13 protein-coding genes are annotated in these 17,802 nt (G+C 71.7%); all 13 read right to left on the bottom strand.

The features are described 5' to 3' along the window. Positions 1-12 precede the first annotated feature (12 nt). The 13 genes from ACFPZI_RS06435 to ACFPZI_RS06375 all read right to left on the bottom strand — a co-directional run bounded on the left by ACFPZI_RS06435 (position 13) and on the right by ACFPZI_RS06375 (position 17,661). The gene (locus ACFPZI_RS06435) at positions 13-1,461 is read right to left on the bottom strand and encodes a glycine hydroxymethyltransferase (protein WP_381359302.1); all 1,449 of its coding nucleotides are present in this window, start codon (positions 1,459-1,461) and stop codon (positions 13-15) included. Positions 1,462-1,768: 307 nt separating this feature from the next. After that, positions 1,769-2,992, bottom strand: coding sequence for a glutathionylspermidine synthase family protein (locus ACFPZI_RS06430; protein ID WP_381359300.1), 1,224 nt, complete (start codon positions 2,990-2,992; stop codon positions 1,769-1,771). A gap of 35 nt (positions 2,993-3,027) precedes the next feature. Further along, positions 3,028-3,327 carry a hypothetical protein gene (locus tag ACFPZI_RS06425; RefSeq protein ID WP_381359549.1) on the bottom strand — a complete coding sequence of 100 codons (300 nt, stop codon included), beginning with the start codon at positions 3,325-3,327 and terminating at the stop codon, positions 3,028-3,030. A 430-nt stretch (positions 3,328-3,757) separates the two neighbouring features. Next, positions 3,758-4,714, bottom strand: coding sequence for an ABC transporter substrate-binding protein (locus ACFPZI_RS06420; protein ID WP_381359297.1), 957 nt, complete (start codon positions 4,712-4,714; stop codon positions 3,758-3,760). A gap of 1 nt (position 4,715) precedes the next feature. After that, positions 4,716-6,662: an ABC transporter permease gene (locus tag ACFPZI_RS06415; protein ID WP_381359295.1), complete on the bottom strand. Its 1,947-nt coding sequence runs from the start codon at positions 6,660-6,662 to the stop codon at positions 4,716-4,718. Further along, positions 6,662-7,837, bottom strand: coding sequence for a quaternary amine ABC transporter ATP-binding protein (locus ACFPZI_RS06410; RefSeq protein ID WP_381359293.1), 1,176 nt, complete (start codon positions 7,835-7,837; stop codon positions 6,662-6,664). The genes ACFPZI_RS06415 and ACFPZI_RS06410 overlap by 1 nt, the downstream gene beginning before the upstream one ends. Continuing rightward, on the bottom strand, positions 7,837-9,480 hold the full coding sequence (locus ACFPZI_RS06405) for a GMC family oxidoreductase (RefSeq protein ID WP_381359290.1): 1,644 nt from the start codon (positions 9,478-9,480) through the stop codon (positions 7,837-7,839). The genes ACFPZI_RS06410 and ACFPZI_RS06405 overlap by 1 nt, the downstream gene beginning before the upstream one ends. Positions 9,481-9,815: 335 nt before the next feature. Then, positions 9,816-11,336, bottom strand: a complete 1,521-nt coding sequence (locus tag ACFPZI_RS06400; RefSeq protein ID WP_381359287.1) for an aldehyde dehydrogenase family protein — start codon at positions 11,334-11,336, stop codon at positions 9,816-9,818. A 212-nt stretch (positions 11,337-11,548) separates the two neighbouring features. Further along, positions 11,549-12,610 (bottom strand): hypothetical protein, encoded by a 1,062-nt coding sequence (locus ACFPZI_RS06395; RefSeq protein WP_381359285.1) that lies wholly within the window; start codon positions 12,608-12,610, stop codon positions 11,549-11,551. 47 nt (positions 12,611-12,657) lie between these two features. Continuing rightward, on the bottom strand, positions 12,658-13,014 hold the full coding sequence (locus tag ACFPZI_RS06390) for a hypothetical protein (RefSeq protein WP_381359282.1): 357 nt from the start codon (positions 13,012-13,014) through the stop codon (positions 12,658-12,660). Continuing rightward, positions 13,001-14,752 carry a hypothetical protein gene (locus ACFPZI_RS06385; protein WP_381359280.1) on the bottom strand — a complete coding sequence of 584 codons (1,752 nt, stop codon included), beginning with the start codon at positions 14,750-14,752 and terminating at the stop codon, positions 13,001-13,003. The genes ACFPZI_RS06390 and ACFPZI_RS06385 overlap by 14 nt, the downstream gene beginning before the upstream one ends. 241 nt (positions 14,753-14,993) lie before the next feature. Continuing rightward, a complete protein-coding gene (locus tag ACFPZI_RS06380) occupies positions 14,994-15,983 on the bottom strand; it encodes a malate dehydrogenase (RefSeq protein ID WP_381359277.1) in 990 nt (329 codons plus the stop codon). A gap of 517 nt (positions 15,984-16,500) precedes the next feature. Then, on the bottom strand, positions 16,501-17,661 hold the full coding sequence (locus ACFPZI_RS06375) for a helix-turn-helix domain-containing protein (protein WP_381359275.1): 1,161 nt from the start codon (positions 17,659-17,661) through the stop codon (positions 16,501-16,503). Positions 17,662-17,802 lie beyond the last annotated feature (141 nt).

Below are 17,802 nucleotides of genomic sequence, written 5' to 3'. Positions count from 1 at the left end.
AGAAGGAACCCCTCAGCCGAGGTCGATCTCCGGGTACAGCGGGAAACCGGCGACCAGGTCGGTGGCGCGGCGGGAGATCTCGTCGGCGACCTTCGCGTCGAGGACGTGGGCCGCCTTGGAGGGGGCGCCGGACTTGGTGGTGCCTGGCTCGGTGGTGGTCAGCACGCGGTCGATGAGGGCGGCGACCTCGTCCATCTCGGCGGTGCCCAGGCCGCGCGTGGTCAGCGCGGGGGTGCCGATGCGGATGCCGGAGGTGTACCAGGCGCCGTTCGGGTCGGCCGGGATGGCGTTGCGGTTGGTGACGATGCCCGACTCGAGCAGGGCGGCCTCGGCCTGCCGGCCGGTGAGGCTGTAGGAGGCGGTGACGTCGATCAGGTTGAGGTGGTTGTCGCTGCCGCCGGTGACCAGGGTGGCGCCGCGGCGCATCAGGCCCTCGGCGAGAGCGCGGGAGTTGTCCACGATGCGTTGGGCGTAGTCCTGGAAGGCGGGCTGCCGGGCCTCCGCCAGGGCGACCGCCTTGGCGGCCATGACGTGCGGGAGCGGGCCGCCCAGGACCATCGGACAGCCGCGGTCGACCTGGTCCTTGAGGGAGTCGTCGCACAGGACCATGCCGCCGCGCGGGCCGCGCAGCGACTTGTGGGTGGTGGTGGTGACGATCTGGGCGTGCGGGACCGGATCGAAGTCGCCGGTGAGGACCTTGCCGGCGACGAGACCCGCGAAGTGCGCCATGTCGACCATGAGCGTGGCGCCGACCTCGTCGGCGATCTCGCGCATGATCCGGAAGTTCACCAGACGGGGGTACGCGGAGTACCCGGCGACGATGATCAGCGGCTTGAACTCGCGGGCGGAGGTGCGCAGGGCCTCGTAGTCGATGAGGCCGGTGGCCGGGTCGGTGCCGTAGGAGCGCTGGTCGAACATCTTTCCTGAGATGTTCGGGCGGAAGCCGTGGGTGAGGTGGCCGCCGGCGTCCAGGGACATGCCGAGCATGCGCTGGTTCCCGAAGGCGCGGCGCAGCTCGGCCCAGTCGGCGTCGGAGAGGTCGTTGACCTGGCGGACGCCGGCCTTCTCCAGGGCGGGCACCTCGACGCGCTGGGCGAGCACGGACCAGAAGGCGACGAGGTTGGCGTCGATGCCGGAGTGCGGCTGGACGTAGGCGTGGCGGGCGCCGAACAGCTCCTTGGCGTGCTCGGCGGCCAGCGACTCGACGGTGTCGACGTTGCGGCAGCCGGCGTAGAAACGGCGGCCGACGGTGCCCTCGGCGTACTTGTCGCTGAACCAGTTGCCCATCGCCAGGAGGGTGGCCGGGGACGCGTAGTTCTCGGAGGCGATCAGCTTGAGCATCTCGCGCTGGTCGGTGAGCTCCTGGCCGATGGCGTCGGCGACGCGCGGCTCGACGGCGCGGATCACGTCGAGGGCGGAGCGGAAGGCGGTGGAAGCGGTGGAGAGGGGCTCGGCGGGCATGAGAGACCTCCGGACGTGGCGTTCGGGTTCACGGCATGGCCCAGGCGCACGGCACTCGTACCGGGCCCTGAGCGTGGCCCGGGGGCCGCTCCCCGATGGTCGGTCCCATCCCAGCACGCCAGTCACGGCCCGCCGGTCAGCCTACCGGGCGGCGCGGAGTGCCGTGGTGGGGCGTCCGCCATGCGAGCGGGCGCGTCTGCCCGGCGGCTGTCGGTTGCCATCTGCGGGGTGGGTGCGGCCGGTCGCGCAGCTCCCCGCGCCCCTTGAAGGGCCTGCGGCCCTCCAAGGGTGTCGGATCAGGGGGTGCTCACAGGATCACGTGCGGGAGGAAGCGGGCGTACTCGTCGGTGATCAGGCCCGACGACTCGCGGATGCCGAGGCCGGCGGACTCGTCCCCGACGGTCCAGGCGCCGAGGACGACATGGTTGCCGTCGAAGTCCGGCAGCGGGGCGAGCTGCTGGTAGCAGCAGGGCTCGTCGCGGACCACGGGGGCACTGCCCGGCGGGTGGATCGTCACCCCGGCGCCCTCGCGGCCGAGCAGTGGCTTGGCCACGTAGCCGGTGGACGACGCCAGGTCGCGGGGGCCGTCGAGGTGGGCCGGGAGGAGGTGGGGGTGGTCCGGGAAGAGCTCCCAGAGGATCGCCAGCAGGGCCTTGTTGCTGAGCAGCATCTTCCAGGCGGGCTCGATCCACAGGGTGCTGCCGGTACCGCCGCCGTTGTCGAGGGTGTCGAGGACATGGCCGGCGAAGCGGTCGGTGGTGAGCCACTCCCAGGGGTACAGCTTGAAGATGCTGCGGATGAACCGGAGGCCGTTGTCGACGAAGCGGCCGGAGAGCCGGTCCCAGCCGATCTCCTCCACGGTGAGCCACTCGGTGTCGAGGCCCGCCTGTTCGGCGGTCTCCTTGAGGTAGGCGACGGTCATGAGGTCCTCGCCGAGTACGTCGGCCGAGGAGTGGGCGAAGTACAGCGGGCTGCCCGGCGGGAGGAGCGCGGCCTGCCCCCGCCAGGCGTCGACGAGGCGTTCGTGCAGGGAGTTCCACTGGTCGGCGCCGGGGAACCGTTCCTCCATCCAGAACCACTGGGGCGAGGCGGCCTCCACCAGGGAGGTGGGGGTGTCAGCGTTGTACTCCAGCAGCTTCGCGGGGCCGGTGCCGTCATAGCGGAGGTCGAAACGGCCGTAGACGGAGGGGAGTTCGGCCCGCCGGCGCCAGGCCTCGGCGACCGCGCCGGCGACCCTCGGATCGGTGATGCCGAGGTCGGTGAAGCGGTCGGCGGTGACGATGTGGTCGGCGGCCGCGAGGCACATGCGGTGCAGTTCCTCAACGACCTCCTCCAGCGCCTCCACTTCGTCGAGGCCGAAGACGTAGTACGCGCTCTCGTCCCAGTACGGGACCCAGGCGTCGTCGGGGACGGGGAGGCCCGCCGCCCGGTCGGCCTCGAGCGGCTTGGGCAGGGTGAGGGGATAAATGAGCCCCTGCTCCTCGACGGTCTGCTGCCAGCCGGGGCGGGGCTCGATGGTGCGGCGTTCCACGGGCGGGTCCTTCGCTCCTTCGCTCGACGGGGTGGTCAGCCGCCGCTGCCGGAGGACGAGCCGAAGCCGCCCCGGTCGACGGCCTGGCTCCGGCTGAAGGTGCCGTCGTCGGCCCAGCCGTCGCTGACGTCGGCGTCGTAGTACCAGTCGGCATGGGCTCCCTTGCCGAGGGAACCGGAGGTCGTCGTGCAGTTCTCGTCGGCGACGATCTTGTAGCCGTTGAGGTAGTCGTAACTGTCCCGGTCCACGCAGCGGCGGTCCGGATCCGAACTGCACGCGGACAGGGCCGCCGCGAGGAGCCCCGCGCCACCGAGCATCACCGTGCCGGACCGCATCCGCCGCCGTGTCCGCGCCGCGGGTATCGCCTTCGGGGCCGTCTCCTGGGCCGCTGCCTCCTGTACCGCCCTCCGGCCCGCCGTCGTCTGGGCCGCCGTCTTCTGCGCCATGTTCCCCGCTCCCCCGTGTGTGCCGCCTCGCCGCCGCGGTACGCCGTGCTCCCCGGCTCGCGGCAGACAGCCTAGGCGCCGGCCGGCCGGAGTGGGCGGGGGTCCTCGGCCACGGTCTCAACCCTCCGCGTCCTGGGGACCTTTGGTGCGTTGTGCACGCTTGGTGCGGCGGCCTGTCGGGACACGGGACACGGGAGCCTCGTACGACGTGGCCCCGTGCCCCCCGGTTCGGTGAGCACGGGGCCACTCCGTCCCGACCTCCCGTGCCGGGTTGTACCGACGGCCGACCGGGCAGCCGGCCGGTCAAACGACCGGGAGGTCAGGGCAGCCACACCCGCCAGGTCGGCTCGTTGTCGTCCACCCATTTCCTGGCCGCTTCCTGGGGCGCCATCCGCTGCTCGGCGATCATCAGGGAGACCTCGTTCTGGTCCTCGGTCGTCCACTGGAACTTCTTCAGGAAGCCCGCCGCGTCGCCGCCGTCCTGCGCGAAGTCCGCGTTGAGGTACTTCTGCAGCGGGGTGTGCGGGTAGGCGCAGGCGACCTTCGCCGGGTCGGCGTCGCAGCCCTCCTCGTACTCGGGCAGCTTCACCTCGGTCATCGGCACCTTCGCGGACAGCCACTGGGGGGTGTACCAGTAGCTGAGGAAGGGTTTCTTCTCCTTGGCGAACTGCTGGATCTGGGTGATCTGCGCGGCCTCCGACCCGGCGAACACCACCTTGAAGTCCAGCTTCAGGTTCTTCACCAGCGCCTTGTCGTTGGTGAGGTAGGCCGGTGACCCGTCTATCAGCTGGCCCTTGCCGCCGCTCTCCGCGGTGCGGAACTGATCGGCGTACTTGTTGAGGTTCTTCCAGTCGGTGATGTCGGGGTGCTTCTTCGCGAAGTACGTCGGCACGAACCAGCCGATGTGCCCGGTGACCCCGAGATCACCGCCGGGCGTGATCGTCTTCTTGTCCTCGACGTACCGCTGCTCCTGATCCGGGTGGCCCCAGTCCTCCAGGATGGCGTCGACCCGGCCCTGGCTGAGCGCGTCCCAGGCGGGCACCTCGTCGACCTGCACGGTGTCGACGCGGTAGCCGAGTTCCTGCTCCAGCAGGTACTGGGCGACGGCCACGTTGGCCTGGGCGCCCACCCAGGACTGCACGGACAGGGTGACCGTCCGCGCGCCCTCGGCGTTGGCGAACGGCGAGGCCTGCTTGGTCATGTCGGCGGCACCGCAGCCGGTCAGCAGGACGAGCGCGGACACCCCTGCCACGGCTGATGTCGTACGACGTAGCATGTCAGGCTCCCTTCTTCGCGCGGCGTTCGGTGGGCTGGGTCACCCGGTCGAGCATCAGCCCCAGGCAGACGATCGCGGCTCCCGCGACCAGGCCGGTCGCCAGGTCTCCCTGGGCGAGGCCGAAGACGACGTCGTAGCCGAGCGCGCCACCGCCGACCAGGCCGCCGATGATGACGACGGCGAGGACCAGGACCACGCCCTGGTTGACGGCGAGGAGCAGCGCCCGACGGGCCAGCGGGAGCTGGACCTGGCGCAGCTGCTGGCCGCTGGTCGCGCCGAGCGAGCGGGCCGCCTCCATCGCCGCCGGGTCGACCTGGCGCAGTCCCTGGGTGGTGATGCGGACGACGGCCGGCAGCGCGTAGACGATGGCGGCGGCGACGGCCGGGGCACGGCCGACGCCGAACAGGGCGACGACCGGGATCAGGTACACGAACTGCGGCATCGTCTGGAAGACGTCCAGGATCGGGCGCAGCAGCCGCTCGACACGGTCGCTGCGGGACGCGGCGATACCGATCGCGAAGCCGATGACGAGGGTGACGGCGACGGCCGCGAGGACCTGGGAGAGCGTGTCGAGGGACGGGGCCCACACCCCGAGCACCCCGATGGCGGCCATGGCGAGGACGGCGGTGAGCGCGGTGTGCCAGGTGCCGATCAGCCAGGCCAGGGCGGCGACGACGAGCAGCACCGACCACCAGGGCAGCCACTGCAGTCCGTCCCGCACCGGGTCGAGCACCCAGGTGGTGAAGCGGGCGGCCCAGTCGGCGGTGCCGCCGACGACGGGGACACCCGAGTAGAGGTGGTCGGTCATCCAGTCGACGGCCCGGTTGACCGGTTCTGCGATCGCGACGACCCACCCGTCCGGCCACTCCAGCCGGTCCGCCAGACGTCCGGCGGCCGCGACGGCCGCGGCGCCGGCCACGACGTACAGCCCGTGCGTACGGGGCCGGGGCGGCCCGTCGGTGTTCGCCCCGGCCGCGCCGGTGACCCGGTCGAGGACGACGGCGAGGAGCACGATCGGGATGCCGGCGGCGAGGGCCGCGCCGACGTCGACCGAGGCCAGCGCCTGGTAGACCCGGTCGCCGAGGCCGCCCGCGCCGATCACCGAGGCGATGACGGCCATGGACAGCGCCATCATGATCGTCTGGTTGAGGCCGAGGAGGAGTTCCTTGCGTGCCAGCGGGATGCGGGCGGTCAGCAGGCGCTGACGGGCACCGGCGCCGAGCGACTCGACGGCCTCCAGCACCTCCTTGTCGGCGCCGCGCAGACCGAGCGAGGTCAGCCGGGCCATGGGCGGCGCGGCGTAGATCACGGTGGCCAGGACGGCGGCGGGGACACCGATACCGAACACCAGCACGACCGGCAGGAGGTAGGCGAAGGCGGGGAACACCTGCATGGTGTCCAGCACCGGGCGCAGGACGCGGTCCATGCGGTCGGAGAGTCCGGCTGCGAGCCCCAGCAGCGCGCCGAGGACGACGGACGCGGCGACCGCGACCACCATCAGGGCGAGCGTCTGCATGGTGGGCACCCACATGCCGAGCAGACCGCAGGCGAGGAACGCGGCAGCGGTGCCGAGCGCGAGCCGTACGCCCGCGACCCGCCAGGCGACCAGCCCGGCGACGGCGGTCACTCCCGCCCATCCGACGGCGAGGAGGGCGAGGTAGACGGCTCGTACGGCGATGACGACGACGTTGCTGACATGGCCGAAGAAGTAGAGGAAGAGGGGGTGGGAGTCCCGGTTGTCGATGATCCAGTCACTGGCGCCGGCCAGCGGTTCGGAGACGTCGACGGTCAGCGCCTCGGGCCAGCTGCCACTCGCCCAGCGGGTGGCGGCGAACGGGACGAGGACCGCGGCGGCCACGGCAAGCAGCAGAAGCTTGCGCATGGCGGCACGTCCGAGCAGACCCGGCCGCTCGCCGGCCCGGGGGGCGACTGCGGTGACGGTCGCCATCAGACGGCCCCCTCGGGGCGCTCCGTCCCAGCGGAGGGCTCGGGCACGGTTGAGGGCTCGGGTGCGGCGGACGGTTCCGTGGCGGCAGGCGCCTCCATCCCCGCGACGACCGACAGCAGGGCGGCGGAGTCGACGATTCCCACGCAGCGGCCCTGGTCGAGGACCCGGGCCGGGGAGCCCGCGCGGGCGACGGCCTCGATGGCCTCCGACACCGTGGCGTCGGGGCGGACGGCGGGTCCGCTGCCGGCCTCGTCCGCCGACGAGGCGGGGCGCATGGCCGTACGGACGGTGAGGACCTGTTCGCGCGGGACGTCCCGGACGAAGTCGCGGACGTAGTCGTCGGCGGGCGAGCCGACGATCTCCTCGGGGGTGCCCAGCTGGACCACCCGCCCGTCACGCATCAGGGCGATGCGGTCGCCCAGCCTCAGGGCCTCGCTGAGGTCGTGGGTGATGAAGACCATCGTGCGGCCCTCCTCCCGGTGCAGCCGGATCACCTCCTCCTGCATGTCGCGCCGGATGAGGGGGTCGAGCGCGCTGAACGGCTCGTCGAACAGCAGCACCTGGGGGTCGACGGCGAGTGCGCGGGCGAGCCCGACGCGCTGGCGCTGGCCGCCGGAGAGCTGGGCGGGTCTGCGCTGCTCCATGCCTTCCAGGCCCACCTTGGCGACGACCTCGGCGGCCTTCGCGCGCCGCTGCGCCCTGCCCATGCCCTGGATCTCGAGGCCGTAGGCCACGTTGTCCAGGACCGTGCGGTGCGGCAGCAGGCCGAAGTGCTGGAAGACCATGGCGGCGCGGTGCCGGCGCAGTTCGCGCAGCCGTGCCTTGTCCATCGCGCGCACGTCCTCGCCGTCGATGGCGATGGTGCCCGCGGTCGGCTCGATCAGCCGGGTCAGACAGCGCACCAGCGTGGACTTGCCGGAGCCGGACAGCCCCATGACGACGAAGACCTCGCCCTTGCGGACGTCGAAGCCGACGTCCCGGACTGCGACCGTGCAGCCGGTGCGGGTGCGCAGGCCGGCCGGGTCGAGCGCGGTGAGGTCGGGGTCGCCGGGGACGCGGTCGGCCTTCGGGCCGAAGACCTTCCACAGTCCGTCGACGGAGAAGACGGGCGGCCCGGCCGCCGGGTCGGCGGTGACACCGGAGGGCTGCGGAGTCGCAGAGGTCGCGGTACTCATCACACACCGCCTCCGATCAGGTCGATGGCCCGCTCGCCGACCATCAGCACACCGATCATCGGGTTCACGGCGGTCATGGTCGGGAAGACGGAGGCGTCCGCGATCCGGATGCCCTGCAGTCCGCGGACCCGCAACTCGGGGTCGACCACGGCCAGTTCGTCGGTCGCGGCGCCCATCCTGCAGGTGCCCGCCGGGTGGTAGACGGTGTGCGCGACCTTACGGGCGTACTCGCTCAGCTCCGCGTCTCCCGTGACGTCGGGGCCGGGGGCCACCTCGCGCTTGAGCCAGTGGGCCAGCGGTTCGGTCTTCGCGATCTCGCGGGCGATGCGGATGCCGTCGACGAGGGTGCGGCCGTCGTAGTCGTCCTCGTCGGTGAAGTAGCGGAAGTCCAGCGCAGGCTTGACCTCCGGGTCGGCGCTGGTCAGGTAGAGCCGGCCGCGGCTCTTCGGCTTGGGGATGTTCGGGGTCATCGAGACGCCGAACTCCGGCCGCTGGTAGCCGATGCGCTCCGGATTGTCCGTGAACGGGATCTGGTAGAAGTGGAACATCAGGTCGGGGCCCGCGTGTTCGGGGTCTCGGCGCACGAACAGGCCGGCGTCGGAGTCCATCGCGGAGTTGTCCGGGATGGGTCCGTTCGTCTCCCAGACAATCACCGACTCGGGGTGGTCGAGCAGGTTCTCGCCGACACCGGGAAGGTCGTGGGCCACGGGTATGCCGAGCGCCTCCAGGTCGGCCTTCGGACCGATGCCGGAGTGCAGCAGCAGCCGGGGCGAGTCGACCGCGCCGGCGCACAGCAGGACCTCGCCGCGGGCCCGGACGAGGATCTCCTCGCCGTCCTTGGTGCGGACATGGACGCCCTCGGCGCGGGTGCCGTTCAGCTCCAGCCGGTACGCCCAGGTCTCCAGCATGATCGTCAGGTTGGGGCGTTCGTCCATCACCGGGTGCAGATACGCGACCGACGCCGAGGAACGCTTGTTGTCCTCCGGGTGGTAGGCGAGGTCGAAGAAGCCGACGCCGTCGTCGAACGGCTTCTTGTTGAAGCCCTCGACGCGCGGCACGCCGAGCGTGGTCTGCGCGGCGTCGACGAAGTCACGGGCGATGGCGTTCCGGTCCTTCTCGTCGACCGGGACGATGTTGTTCTTGAGCCGGGCGTAGTACGCCTCCATCCGCACCGCGCCCCACCCCTGGGCGCCGGCCTGCTCCCACTCGTCCCAGTCGGACGGGAGCGGCTTGAACGCGATGAGGGTGTTGTGCGAGGAGCATCCGCCGAGCACGCGGGCCCGGCTGTGCCGGATGTGCGAGTTGCCGCGCGGCTGCTCGGTGGTGGGGTAGTCGTAGTCCAGCTCGCCGCCGAGCAGGCCCATCCAGCGGCGCAGGGTCAGCACGTCGTCACGGCCGACGTCGCTGGGGCCGCCTTCGATGACCGCGACGGTGACGTCAGGGTTCTCGGTCAGCCGGGAGGCGATGACGGACCCTGCGGTGCCGCCACCGATGACGACGTAGTCGTACGTGTGGTCGCGGGTGGCGTCGCGCCCGTGTCCGCGAGCGTCGTCCTGTCTGTGTTCCTGACTGTGTTCCTGTCTTTGTTCCTGGCTGCGTTCATGGCTGCGTTCGTGCGCGTGTTCCTGGGTGTGCTCTGACATGGACCGTCGCTCCTACGGGACTCGGGACAGATGGACAGGGTGTTGCTCGAAGTACTGTTCGAAGTGCTGCTCGGGGCGGTACGTCGTCGTCCGTCATGAGGGGTGAGGGGTACGGCACGTGGCACGCGAAGGGCGCCGGGGGCGCGGACCGGGAAAGCCTGCGCGGGTGCACCCGGTGCACCCGCGCAGGGCACGTCGGGTTGCGCCGGGCACGTCGGGTGCCGTGCACGCCCCGGGTGACGCGGGTGCCACATGTGCTGCGGGTGCTGGGAGGCGCGTGGGCCGAATTCGCCACGGTGCCGCGTTCGCCCTGTGGGTCGCTCGGTGGTGGCGGCTCAGCCCGCGAACCAACGCACCGGCTTCGGCGCGAGGTTCTGGTAGATGTGCTTGGTCTCGCGGTACTCGGCGAGGCCCGCCGGGCCGAGTTCGCGGCCCACTCCGCTCTTGCCGAATCCGCCCCACTCCGCCTGCGGGAGGTAGGGGTGGAAGTCATTGATCCACACGGTGCCGTGGCGCAGTCGTCCGGCCACCCGCCGGGCGCGTCCCGCGTCGGCGGTCCAGACGGCGCCGGCCAGCCCGTACTCGGTGTCGTTGGCGAGGGTGACGGCCTCGTCCTCGGTGTGGAAGGTCTCGACGGTGAGGACCGGCCCGAACACCTCCTCGCGCACCACCCGCATCTCGCGGTGGCAGCGGTCGAGGACGGTCGGCTCGTAGAAGTAGCCGGCCTCGGGCCGCTCGGCGGACGGCTCGGGCCGCTTGCCGCCGGAGCGGAGCACCGCGCCCTCCTTCAGCGCGGAGGCGACGTAGGCCTCGATCTTGTCCCGCTGCTGTCCGGAGACCAGCGGTCCGCACTCGACGCCGTCCACGGTGCCCCGGCCGAGCCTGATCCTCTCGGCGCGGCGGGCGAGTTCGGTGACGAAGCGGTCGCGGACGGACTCCTCGACGATGAGCCGCGCACCCGCCGAGCAGACCTGGCCGCTGTGGATGAAGGCCGCGTTGAGCGCCTGGTCGACGGCGGTGTCGAAGCCCTCCTCGGTGGCGCAGGCGTCGGCGAAGACCACGTTGGGGTTCTTGCCGCCGAGTTCGAGGGCGACCTTCTTCACGCCCGGCGCGGCCGCCTGGGCGACCTTGGTGCCGCTGGCCAGTCCGCCGGTGAAGGAGACCAGGTCGACGTCGGGGTGCTCGGCGAGCCGGGCGCCGACGGTGTGACCGGGGCCGGTGACGATGTTGGCGACACCGGCGGGCAGTCCCGCCTCGGCCAGCAGAGCGATGAGCGCGACGGTGGTCAGCGGGGTGATCTCGCTGGGCTTGACGACGAAGGTGTTGCCGGCCGCGAGGGCTGGGGCGATCTTCCAACTGGCCTGGAGCAGCGGATAGTTCCAGGGGGTGATCATGGCGCAGACGCCGACGGGCTCGTGCACGACAACGCTGTGGACGTCGATGGAGCCCGCGTCGACGACCCGGCCGGGGGCCTCCCCGGCGACCAGGTCGGCGAAGTAGCGGAAGGCGTCGGCGACACAGTCGATGTCGACGCGCCCCTCCTCGACGGTCTTGCCCGCGTCCCGGCTCTCCAGCAGGCCTAGTTCCTCCCGGTCCCGGACGAGGAGACCGGCGACGCGGCGCAGCAGCGCGGCCCGCTCGGCGACCGGGGTGTGCGGCCACGGGCCCTCGTCGAACGCGCGCCGGGCGGCGGCCACCGCGAGGTCGGCGTCCTTCTCGTCGCCCTCCGCGACGACGGCGAACGGCAGGGCGTCCGCGGGGTCGAGGATCTCGCGCGTGGCCCCCGAGACGGCCGCCCGCCACTCGCCTCCCGTGTGGATGGATGTGCGCACCTGAAGCTCTGTACTGTCCGCCATGATCGCCTGCTGCCTTCCGTTCCTGTTCAGCGCCCATGAGTGACACAGGTCGAGTGACACAGGTCGAGTCACACAGGCGTCACCCATGGAACGGAGTGGCTCCTTCCCCCGGAATCCGAATGCATGCGCGATTCATGGCGGGATGTGTGCCGTACCACAAAACATGCGGTCACAGCAGAGGAAAACATCCCGAACCACCGCTCGGGATCGGTTCAGTCGAGGTCCATGGCCGTTCCGCAGGTGGTGTCCGGCGGGCAGAAATGTTCGAAGGCGGTCCGGATCAGCTCGCGCTCGTCCTCGTGACCGTCGGAGTCGGCCCCGTAGGCGGCGAGCGCGTACAGCTTGCCGTCGGCGGCCTGGAAGCGCAGGTCGACGACGTGCCAGGTCCCGATGTCGGGCTCCCCCCTGAAGGAGTCCGCGAGGTACTCCAGCCGGGAGCCGGTGAAGTCGCCGTCGTCCAGCGTTTCGAGGGAGAGCTGCTCGAATCCGGGGGCCTTCGGAAGAGCGTCGGAGAGGAACAGTTCGTACGACGCGTCGGGCGAGGGCTCCGCCACCTCGAACACCTGGAGCCGCATGCCGCTGTCGGGACTGCGGTAGGTGACCACGTTCATGCCGTACTGGGAGGACACGCTGCTACGGGTCCACCCCGTGGGGCGGGCGATGGTGAAGCCCTCGGAGTCGGCGTACCGGTCGTAACCGGCGGGGACGGTGCTGTCCGGGTCGGGGGTGGGCGAGGTGGTCTCCTCGGCGGCGGACGTCGGCTGCCGCGGGGCCGGGGCCTCCTCCGTCCCGGGCGTCCCGGACCCGGTCGGCTGCGACACGCTCGCCGAGGCGGGCTTGTCGTCCCCCTGGCCGTCCGCCCCCTTGCCGCCTCCCAGGGTCTGGGTCAGCACCAGTCCCACGACCACCCCGACCACAGCGGCCCCGCCCACCACCGCCCACACCCGCCTCCGGTCGAGCCCGTGCCGAGCCGGTGCCGGTATCGGGGGTACGGGCGGGGCGGGTGGCCCGGCGGGGCCGTGGGACAGCTCGGGGGACGACCAGGGGGCCGGCCCGGGCTGCCCGGACGACGGCGAGGTGCCGCCGCCCGGCCACTGGATGCCCGTGAGGGTGGGAGCGGCGGCGGACGAAACTTCCGGGGGCGGCGGGGGAGTCGGGGGCGGCGTCACCGTCGGTGCGGTCGCGGCCGCACCCCCTGCCTCCCCTTGTTCCCCCAGGCCCGTCTCCTCCCAGCGCTGGGTCTCCTCGTTCCAGTACCGCGGTGCCCCGCTCATCGTTCCCCCCTTGTTCCCCTCGTCCCTTCGGCCTTTCGCCACCGGCGTCACATCCCGAGCAGCCCCGCCACGGTTCCGGCCGAGGCGAGCAGCGCCGTGAGGGTTTCGGCGCCCTCGAGCAGATCACGCAGCCGCCGGAGGCGGCTCTCCCCGGCCGTACCGGTCCGGTCGATCTCCTCCTCGGTGCCCGCCAGTGCCTCGTCCAGCTGTGCGGTCTGCTCACTCTGCCGCAGCCGGGCCAGATCGGCCCGCAGTTCCCGTACCGCGGTGAGCAGTTCCTCGTCGGCGGCGTCGCGCGGTGCCGGAACGCCGTGGTGGCTCTCCGCGTGCGCCTTGCTGCCGATGGCGAAGGTACTGCCGTGGACGTCCCCGATGTGGACGCCCTGCTCATCACGTGCCGTCATTCCCGGAGGCTCCCTTCTGCGGCCCGGGGCCGCCGTTGGTGGCGCTGGAGTTCTCACCGATGGCGAAGGTGGAGCCCTCTACCCGGTTGATGCTGACCGCGCCGTTGCTGATGTTCACGATCTTCTGGACGAACTCTCCGGTCTCGTAACCGGCTTCGGCGAGCGCCAGCCGCACCCCGTGTCCGACGCGGTCCTGAATGCTCCGGAGGTAGCGGGCCACGTCCATCTCCTGGAACGTGGACTTCGTGTCCATCGCGGCCAGCTCGCGCACCGACAGGGCGGGCCCCTCGGGCAGCGCGCTCCCGTGTCCACCGGTGAGCAGCCGCCAGGCGAAGACCGCGCCGCGGAACAGGGAGACCAGGGCACGGCCCGCGGAACCGGGCATCAGGGTGGCCGCCGAGACGATCTTGTCCAGCACCGGGCCGGTGCGGACCCCGTGCGCGACGTGGTCGGCGCGCTTGAACTCCTGGCGCACCGGGGGCATGACGTGCGGGGCGATCTCCAGCATGAGCATGCGGCCCTGGGTGTGGACCCGCACGTACACCGTGACGCCCAGTTCCTCCTCCCAGGCGCCGACCCGGATCCGCAGGAAGTGCCGCCGCTTCTCGCCGCCCTCCTCGACCGCCCGCAGCAAGTGCCGCTCGAACACCTCCGGCGTGTAGGAGGCCTGGTCACGGTCGGTCAATCCCTCGACGGGGAGGAACACGCACTCGTCGATCTCCAGCCCGCGCAGTCGGTCGCGCACAGGGGTGCCCGCGTGCTCGGACGGTTCACGGAGCTGCTCGATCAGCGGCCGGACCCGGTCGAGGATCACGCGGTTGCCGAGCGGCTGCCGGTACCTCTGCTCCTCGTCCGGCCGGAGTTCCACGGCGAGCACCCAGGTGTCGTGCGCGGCTCCCGCTCCGCAGAACGGACGCTCCTCGTCGTACATGATCAGCGGCGCGTGCTGCTCCCGCCGGATGCGCCGCGTCAGCCGGGCGAACCTCTTCCCCTCGCCTCTCTCCGCGGGGTCGTTCGCCGCGTCCGGGAAGCGCTGCGGGGACAGTTCCGCACCGAACGCGCGGGCGAACCCGTCGCGCTGGGCCGCCGCACACCACGCGATCAGGGCGACGACACCGATGGTCAGCCAGGCCCGCCAGGGCTCGGCCGCTCCCGTGAAGGGCAGACCCAGGTCATCGAGACCACCGGATCCGCCCGTGTCGTAGGAACCGCTGGACTCGTACGAGTCGGACGAGGAACCGGAGCCACCGGGGCCGGCGCCGAAGGCAATGGCGACGACGAGTACGGCGTACACCGCCAGGAGGAAGCGGCCCGCCCAGCGCAGCACGGAGGCGGCGAGCAACCGGTGCGGGAGCGGCTGCTGGGCGCCGCCCCCGACCCAGGGCACGAGGCCGAGCAGCAGGCTGGGCAGCAACAGGCCGGCCAGCAGCCCGCCGGTCACCGGAATGCCCACCGTCCAGAGCCCGATGACGCCGGCGGACCAGAGCAGTTCCTGTCGGCGGGCCCGCAGCGCGTGTGCGAGGACCCGGGCGGCGTCGAAGCCCAGCGACGGGGCCACGATCCGCTGTTCGTGGAGATACAGCTCGTCGATGACGCGGTCGCGGTAGTCGGGGTCCACGTAGACGCCCCCGCACAGCAGCCGGGTCGCCTCGCTGGCATGCGACGGGACGGACAGGACCTCCGGCGGGGCGGGGCCGTCCGGATGGTGCGGTTGCTGCGGCACGTAGGCAGTGCTCATGCCGGTCCCCCCGATGCTGCGTGCGTCTTCGGTGACAGTTGAGTTGACGAGCCATCAGCATAGGGGGGGCGTTACGCCAAAGGGAACAGGATTGTCAAGAGTGCGATCATGTGACATGCGTCAAGCCTTGGCCAGGACTTTGATCCCCGCACACGGACGGGCCCCGCACCGGTCAGCACCGGTGCGGGGCCCGTGGTCCGTGGTCCGTGGTCGGACGAGGTGATCGGATCGGACGAGACGATCAGATGAGGCCGAGGCCGCGGACCGCCTCGCGCTCCTCCTCGAGCTCCTTGACGGAGGCGTCGATGCGGGCGCGGGAGAAGTCGTTGATCTCCAGGCCCTGGACGATCTCGTACGTGCCGTCCTTCACGGTGACCGGGAAGGAGGAGATCAGGCCCTCCGGGACGCCGTAGGAGCCGTCCGACGGGATGCCCATGGAGACCCAGTCGCCGTCCGCGGTGCCGTTGACCCAGGTGTGGACGTGGTCGATGGCCGCGTTGGCGGCGGAGGCGGCCGACGAGGCGCCACGGGCCTCGATGATCGCGGCGCCGCGCTTGGCGACGGTCGGGATGAAGTCCTCGGCCAGCCACTTCTCGTCGTTCACGACCTCGGCGGCGTTCTTGCCGGCGACCGTGGCGTGGAAGATGTCCGGGTACTGGGTGGCGGAGTGGTTGCCCCAGATGGTCAGGCGCTTGATGTCGGCGACCGTCGAACCCGTCTTCTTCGCCAGCTGGGTCAGGGCGCGGTTGTGGTCCAGGCGGGTCATCGCGGTGAAGCGCTCGGCCGGTACGTCCGGCGCGGCGGCCTGGGCGATGAGCGCGTTGGTGTTGGCCGGGTTGCCGACCACGAGCACCCGGATGTCGTCCGCGGCGTGGCCGTTGATGGCCTGGCCCTGGGGCTTGAAGATGCCGCCGTTGGCCTCCAGGAGGTCACCGCGCTCCATGCCCTTGGCGCGCGGGCGGGCACCCACGAGAAGGGCGACGTTGGCCCCGTCGAAGGCCACGTTCGGGTCGTCCGAGATGTCGATGCCCTGGAGCAGCGGGAACGCGCAGTCGTCCAGCTCCATGGCCGTGCCCTCGGCCGCCTTGAGCGCGGGGGTGATCTCCAGCAGACGCAGCTTGACCGGCACGTCCGCGCCGAGCAGCTGGCCGGAGGCGATGCGGAAGAGCAGGGCGTAACCGATCTGGCCGGCCGCGCCGGTGACGGTGACGTTCACGGGAGTGCGGGTCATGGCGTTCTCCGTATGACAGCTGGCGGTGGGGCGTCCCTGCCCCGGGGTACGGGATCCCGTCCGGCTCGTGACCGGCGCCTGTCGCGGTGATCGATCACCGGTGCGGAGGGATCGCCGCTGGATGATCGATCTCTTGGCGTCAAGAGATCCAGCGGTCAGGCTATCGCGCATCCACGATCGCGGACGGCCGGGCTCCATGTGGCCCGCCCCACAGGGTGACCGGGGGATACACGAGCGTGCCCATGGGAAAGGCGGCCGCCCGTCCGGGAGAGGGGGACGGAGGCGGCCGCCGTTCGGGTGACCGATCCTGCCGGACTCCCGTGGGGGTGACGTTCACGTGCCCGGTATCCGCCGTCCCATGCCGATCCCACGCCACGAACTTCGCAGGGAGTCCCTCGGGCGTGCCCCGGAGGCCGTACCGGCGGGCGTGCCGGAGGCCGTACCGACGACGTGTCGCGGCCGGCCGTCCCGCGCCCGCCGCGCGCACCCGCCGGGTCGGCGGGCGCACCGGGCGGCCCTACTCCGTGGCCCCCGCCTCCGTCTCCTCCGTGCACCCTTCCTCGCCGGAGGCCAGCACCACGCAGGCCTTGGCGACCGTCGCCTTCGCGACCGCCGCCATCGGGGTGTACGCGACCGTGTCGCCGACCTCCGTGATGGCGGCGCTCTGCTTCGTCTTCCCGCCGGTGATCTCGACCTTGTCGCCCTGAGCGGCCTGGGTGATCCGGCCCCACGCGGCACCGCAGATCTTGCTGTAGCGGACCTCGACCAGAGTGGTGCCGACGGTCGCCTTCTGCGTCGTGGTCACGAGGTCACCGCTGCACCCCATGCTCTCCGCGTCCTTGCCGTCGCAGCTGTCGCCGCTGCACTCCACTCCGGCGGGCAGATTCGCGGGGACGGAGGCCGTGGGTGAGGGGGACTTCGCGGCCTCGCCCTCCTTGTCGCTGTCGAGTCCGGTGACGTAGAACGCGGCGGCGATCACCACCAGCACGCCGACGGCGCCCGCGAGGAACGTCCCCGTCCGCCGCTTGCCACCGGAACCGCCGGAGCCGCCACGGCCCGCCGCTCCCCGGGGCGGTGCGCCCGACGAACCCGGCGTACGCCCGTCCCCCGCGGACTGGGCGGCCGGGTACGCCGAATCGCCCCGGTGGCCCGACGGGGACGGTCCGGCGTACCCGGCCATGCCCCAGGAGTTCGCCCCCGACGCGTCACGGACGTCCGAGGGGGTGGGCTGCGGGGGCACGGACGGTGGGACCCCGGCCGGTCCGGCGACGCCCGGCCGGACCGCGGCGCCCCCGTCCTTGCGCCCTCGACCGCCCGCACCGGTCGACGACGGTCCGGCGAGCTCGCTCAGCGCGGAACGCGCCTGCGAGATCCTGATCGCCTCCATCGTCATGTCATGACGCATCTCCGAGCGGCTCCAGGCCCGCTCGGCCAGCTCCCACATCGTGGTCAGGTGCACCGGATTGGTCCCGGTGACCTCGGCCAGGGCCACGATCGCGCCCTTGGGCGCGAGCAGCCGGCCGTTCAGATAACGCTCCCAGGACGTCTTGCTGTAGCCCGTGCGGTCCGAGACCGACGCGACGCTCATGCCGCTGCGGTCCACCACCCGCCTGAGCTGGCTCGTGAACTCCCTGATCTGCGGATCGAGTTCATCCGGCAAGGCCTTCCAACGAGGCATTGCTTCCCTACCTTCCCCCCGGTCGTGCTGGCATTTCCCTCGCGCGTGGTACCTCTGCCGAGTCCCCGTTCCGGCTACCCACATGGATGCCGCCGGTCAGGATCTCAGTTCCCAGGGTGGGGGCGCACGGGAGCGTCAGGG

It is taken from the genome of Streptomyces chlorus (assembly GCF_042655885.1).
GTDB classification, from domain to species: Bacteria; Actinomycetota; Actinomycetes; order Streptomycetales; family Streptomycetaceae; genus Streptomyces; species Streptomyces chlorus.
This window is presented reverse-complemented; position numbering and strand designations above follow the sequence as displayed.

Excerpts from the sequence above, each read along its gene's own strand:
- ACFPZI_RS06405 (WP_381359290.1), bottom strand. The coding sequence starts at position 9,480 with ATGTCAGAGCACACCCAGGAACACGCGCACGAACGCAGCCATGAACGC.
- ACFPZI_RS06425 (WP_381359549.1), bottom strand. The coding sequence starts at position 3,327 with ATGCGGTCCGGCACGGTGATGCTCGGTGGCGCGGGGCTCCTCGCGGCG.
- ACFPZI_RS06385 (WP_381359280.1), bottom strand. The coding sequence starts at position 14,752 with ATGAGCACTGCCTACGTGCCGCAGCAACCGCACCATCCGGACGGCCCC.
- ACFPZI_RS06410 (WP_381359293.1), bottom strand. The coding sequence starts at position 7,837 with ATGAGTACCGCGACCTCTGCGACTCCGCAGCCCTCCGGTGTCACCGCC.
- ACFPZI_RS06415 (WP_381359295.1), bottom strand. The coding sequence starts at position 6,662 with ATGGCGACCGTCACCGCAGTCGCCCCCCGGGCCGGCGAGCGGCCGGGT.
- ACFPZI_RS06375 (WP_381359275.1), bottom strand. The coding sequence starts at position 17,661 with ATGCCTCGTTGGAAGGCCTTGCCGGATGAACTCGATCCGCAGATCAGG.
- ACFPZI_RS06380 (WP_381359277.1), bottom strand. The coding sequence starts at position 15,983 with ATGACCCGCACTCCCGTGAACGTCACCGTCACCGGCGCGGCCGGCCAG.
- ACFPZI_RS06400 (WP_381359287.1), bottom strand. The coding sequence starts at position 11,336 with ATGGCGGACAGTACAGAGCTTCAGGTGCGCACATCCATCCACACGGGA.
- ACFPZI_RS06395 (WP_381359285.1), bottom strand. The coding sequence starts at position 12,610 with ATGAGCGGGGCACCGCGGTACTGGAACGAGGAGACCCAGCGCTGGGAG.
- ACFPZI_RS06435 (WP_381359302.1), bottom strand. The coding sequence starts at position 1,461 with ATGCCCGCCGAGCCCCTCTCCACCGCTTCCACCGCCTTCCGCTCCGCC.
- ACFPZI_RS06390 (WP_381359282.1), bottom strand. The coding sequence starts at position 13,014 with ATGACGGCACGTGATGAGCAGGGCGTCCACATCGGGGACGTCCACGGC.
- ACFPZI_RS06420 (WP_381359297.1), bottom strand. The coding sequence starts at position 4,714 with ATGCTACGTCGTACGACATCAGCCGTGGCAGGGGTGTCCGCGCTCGTC.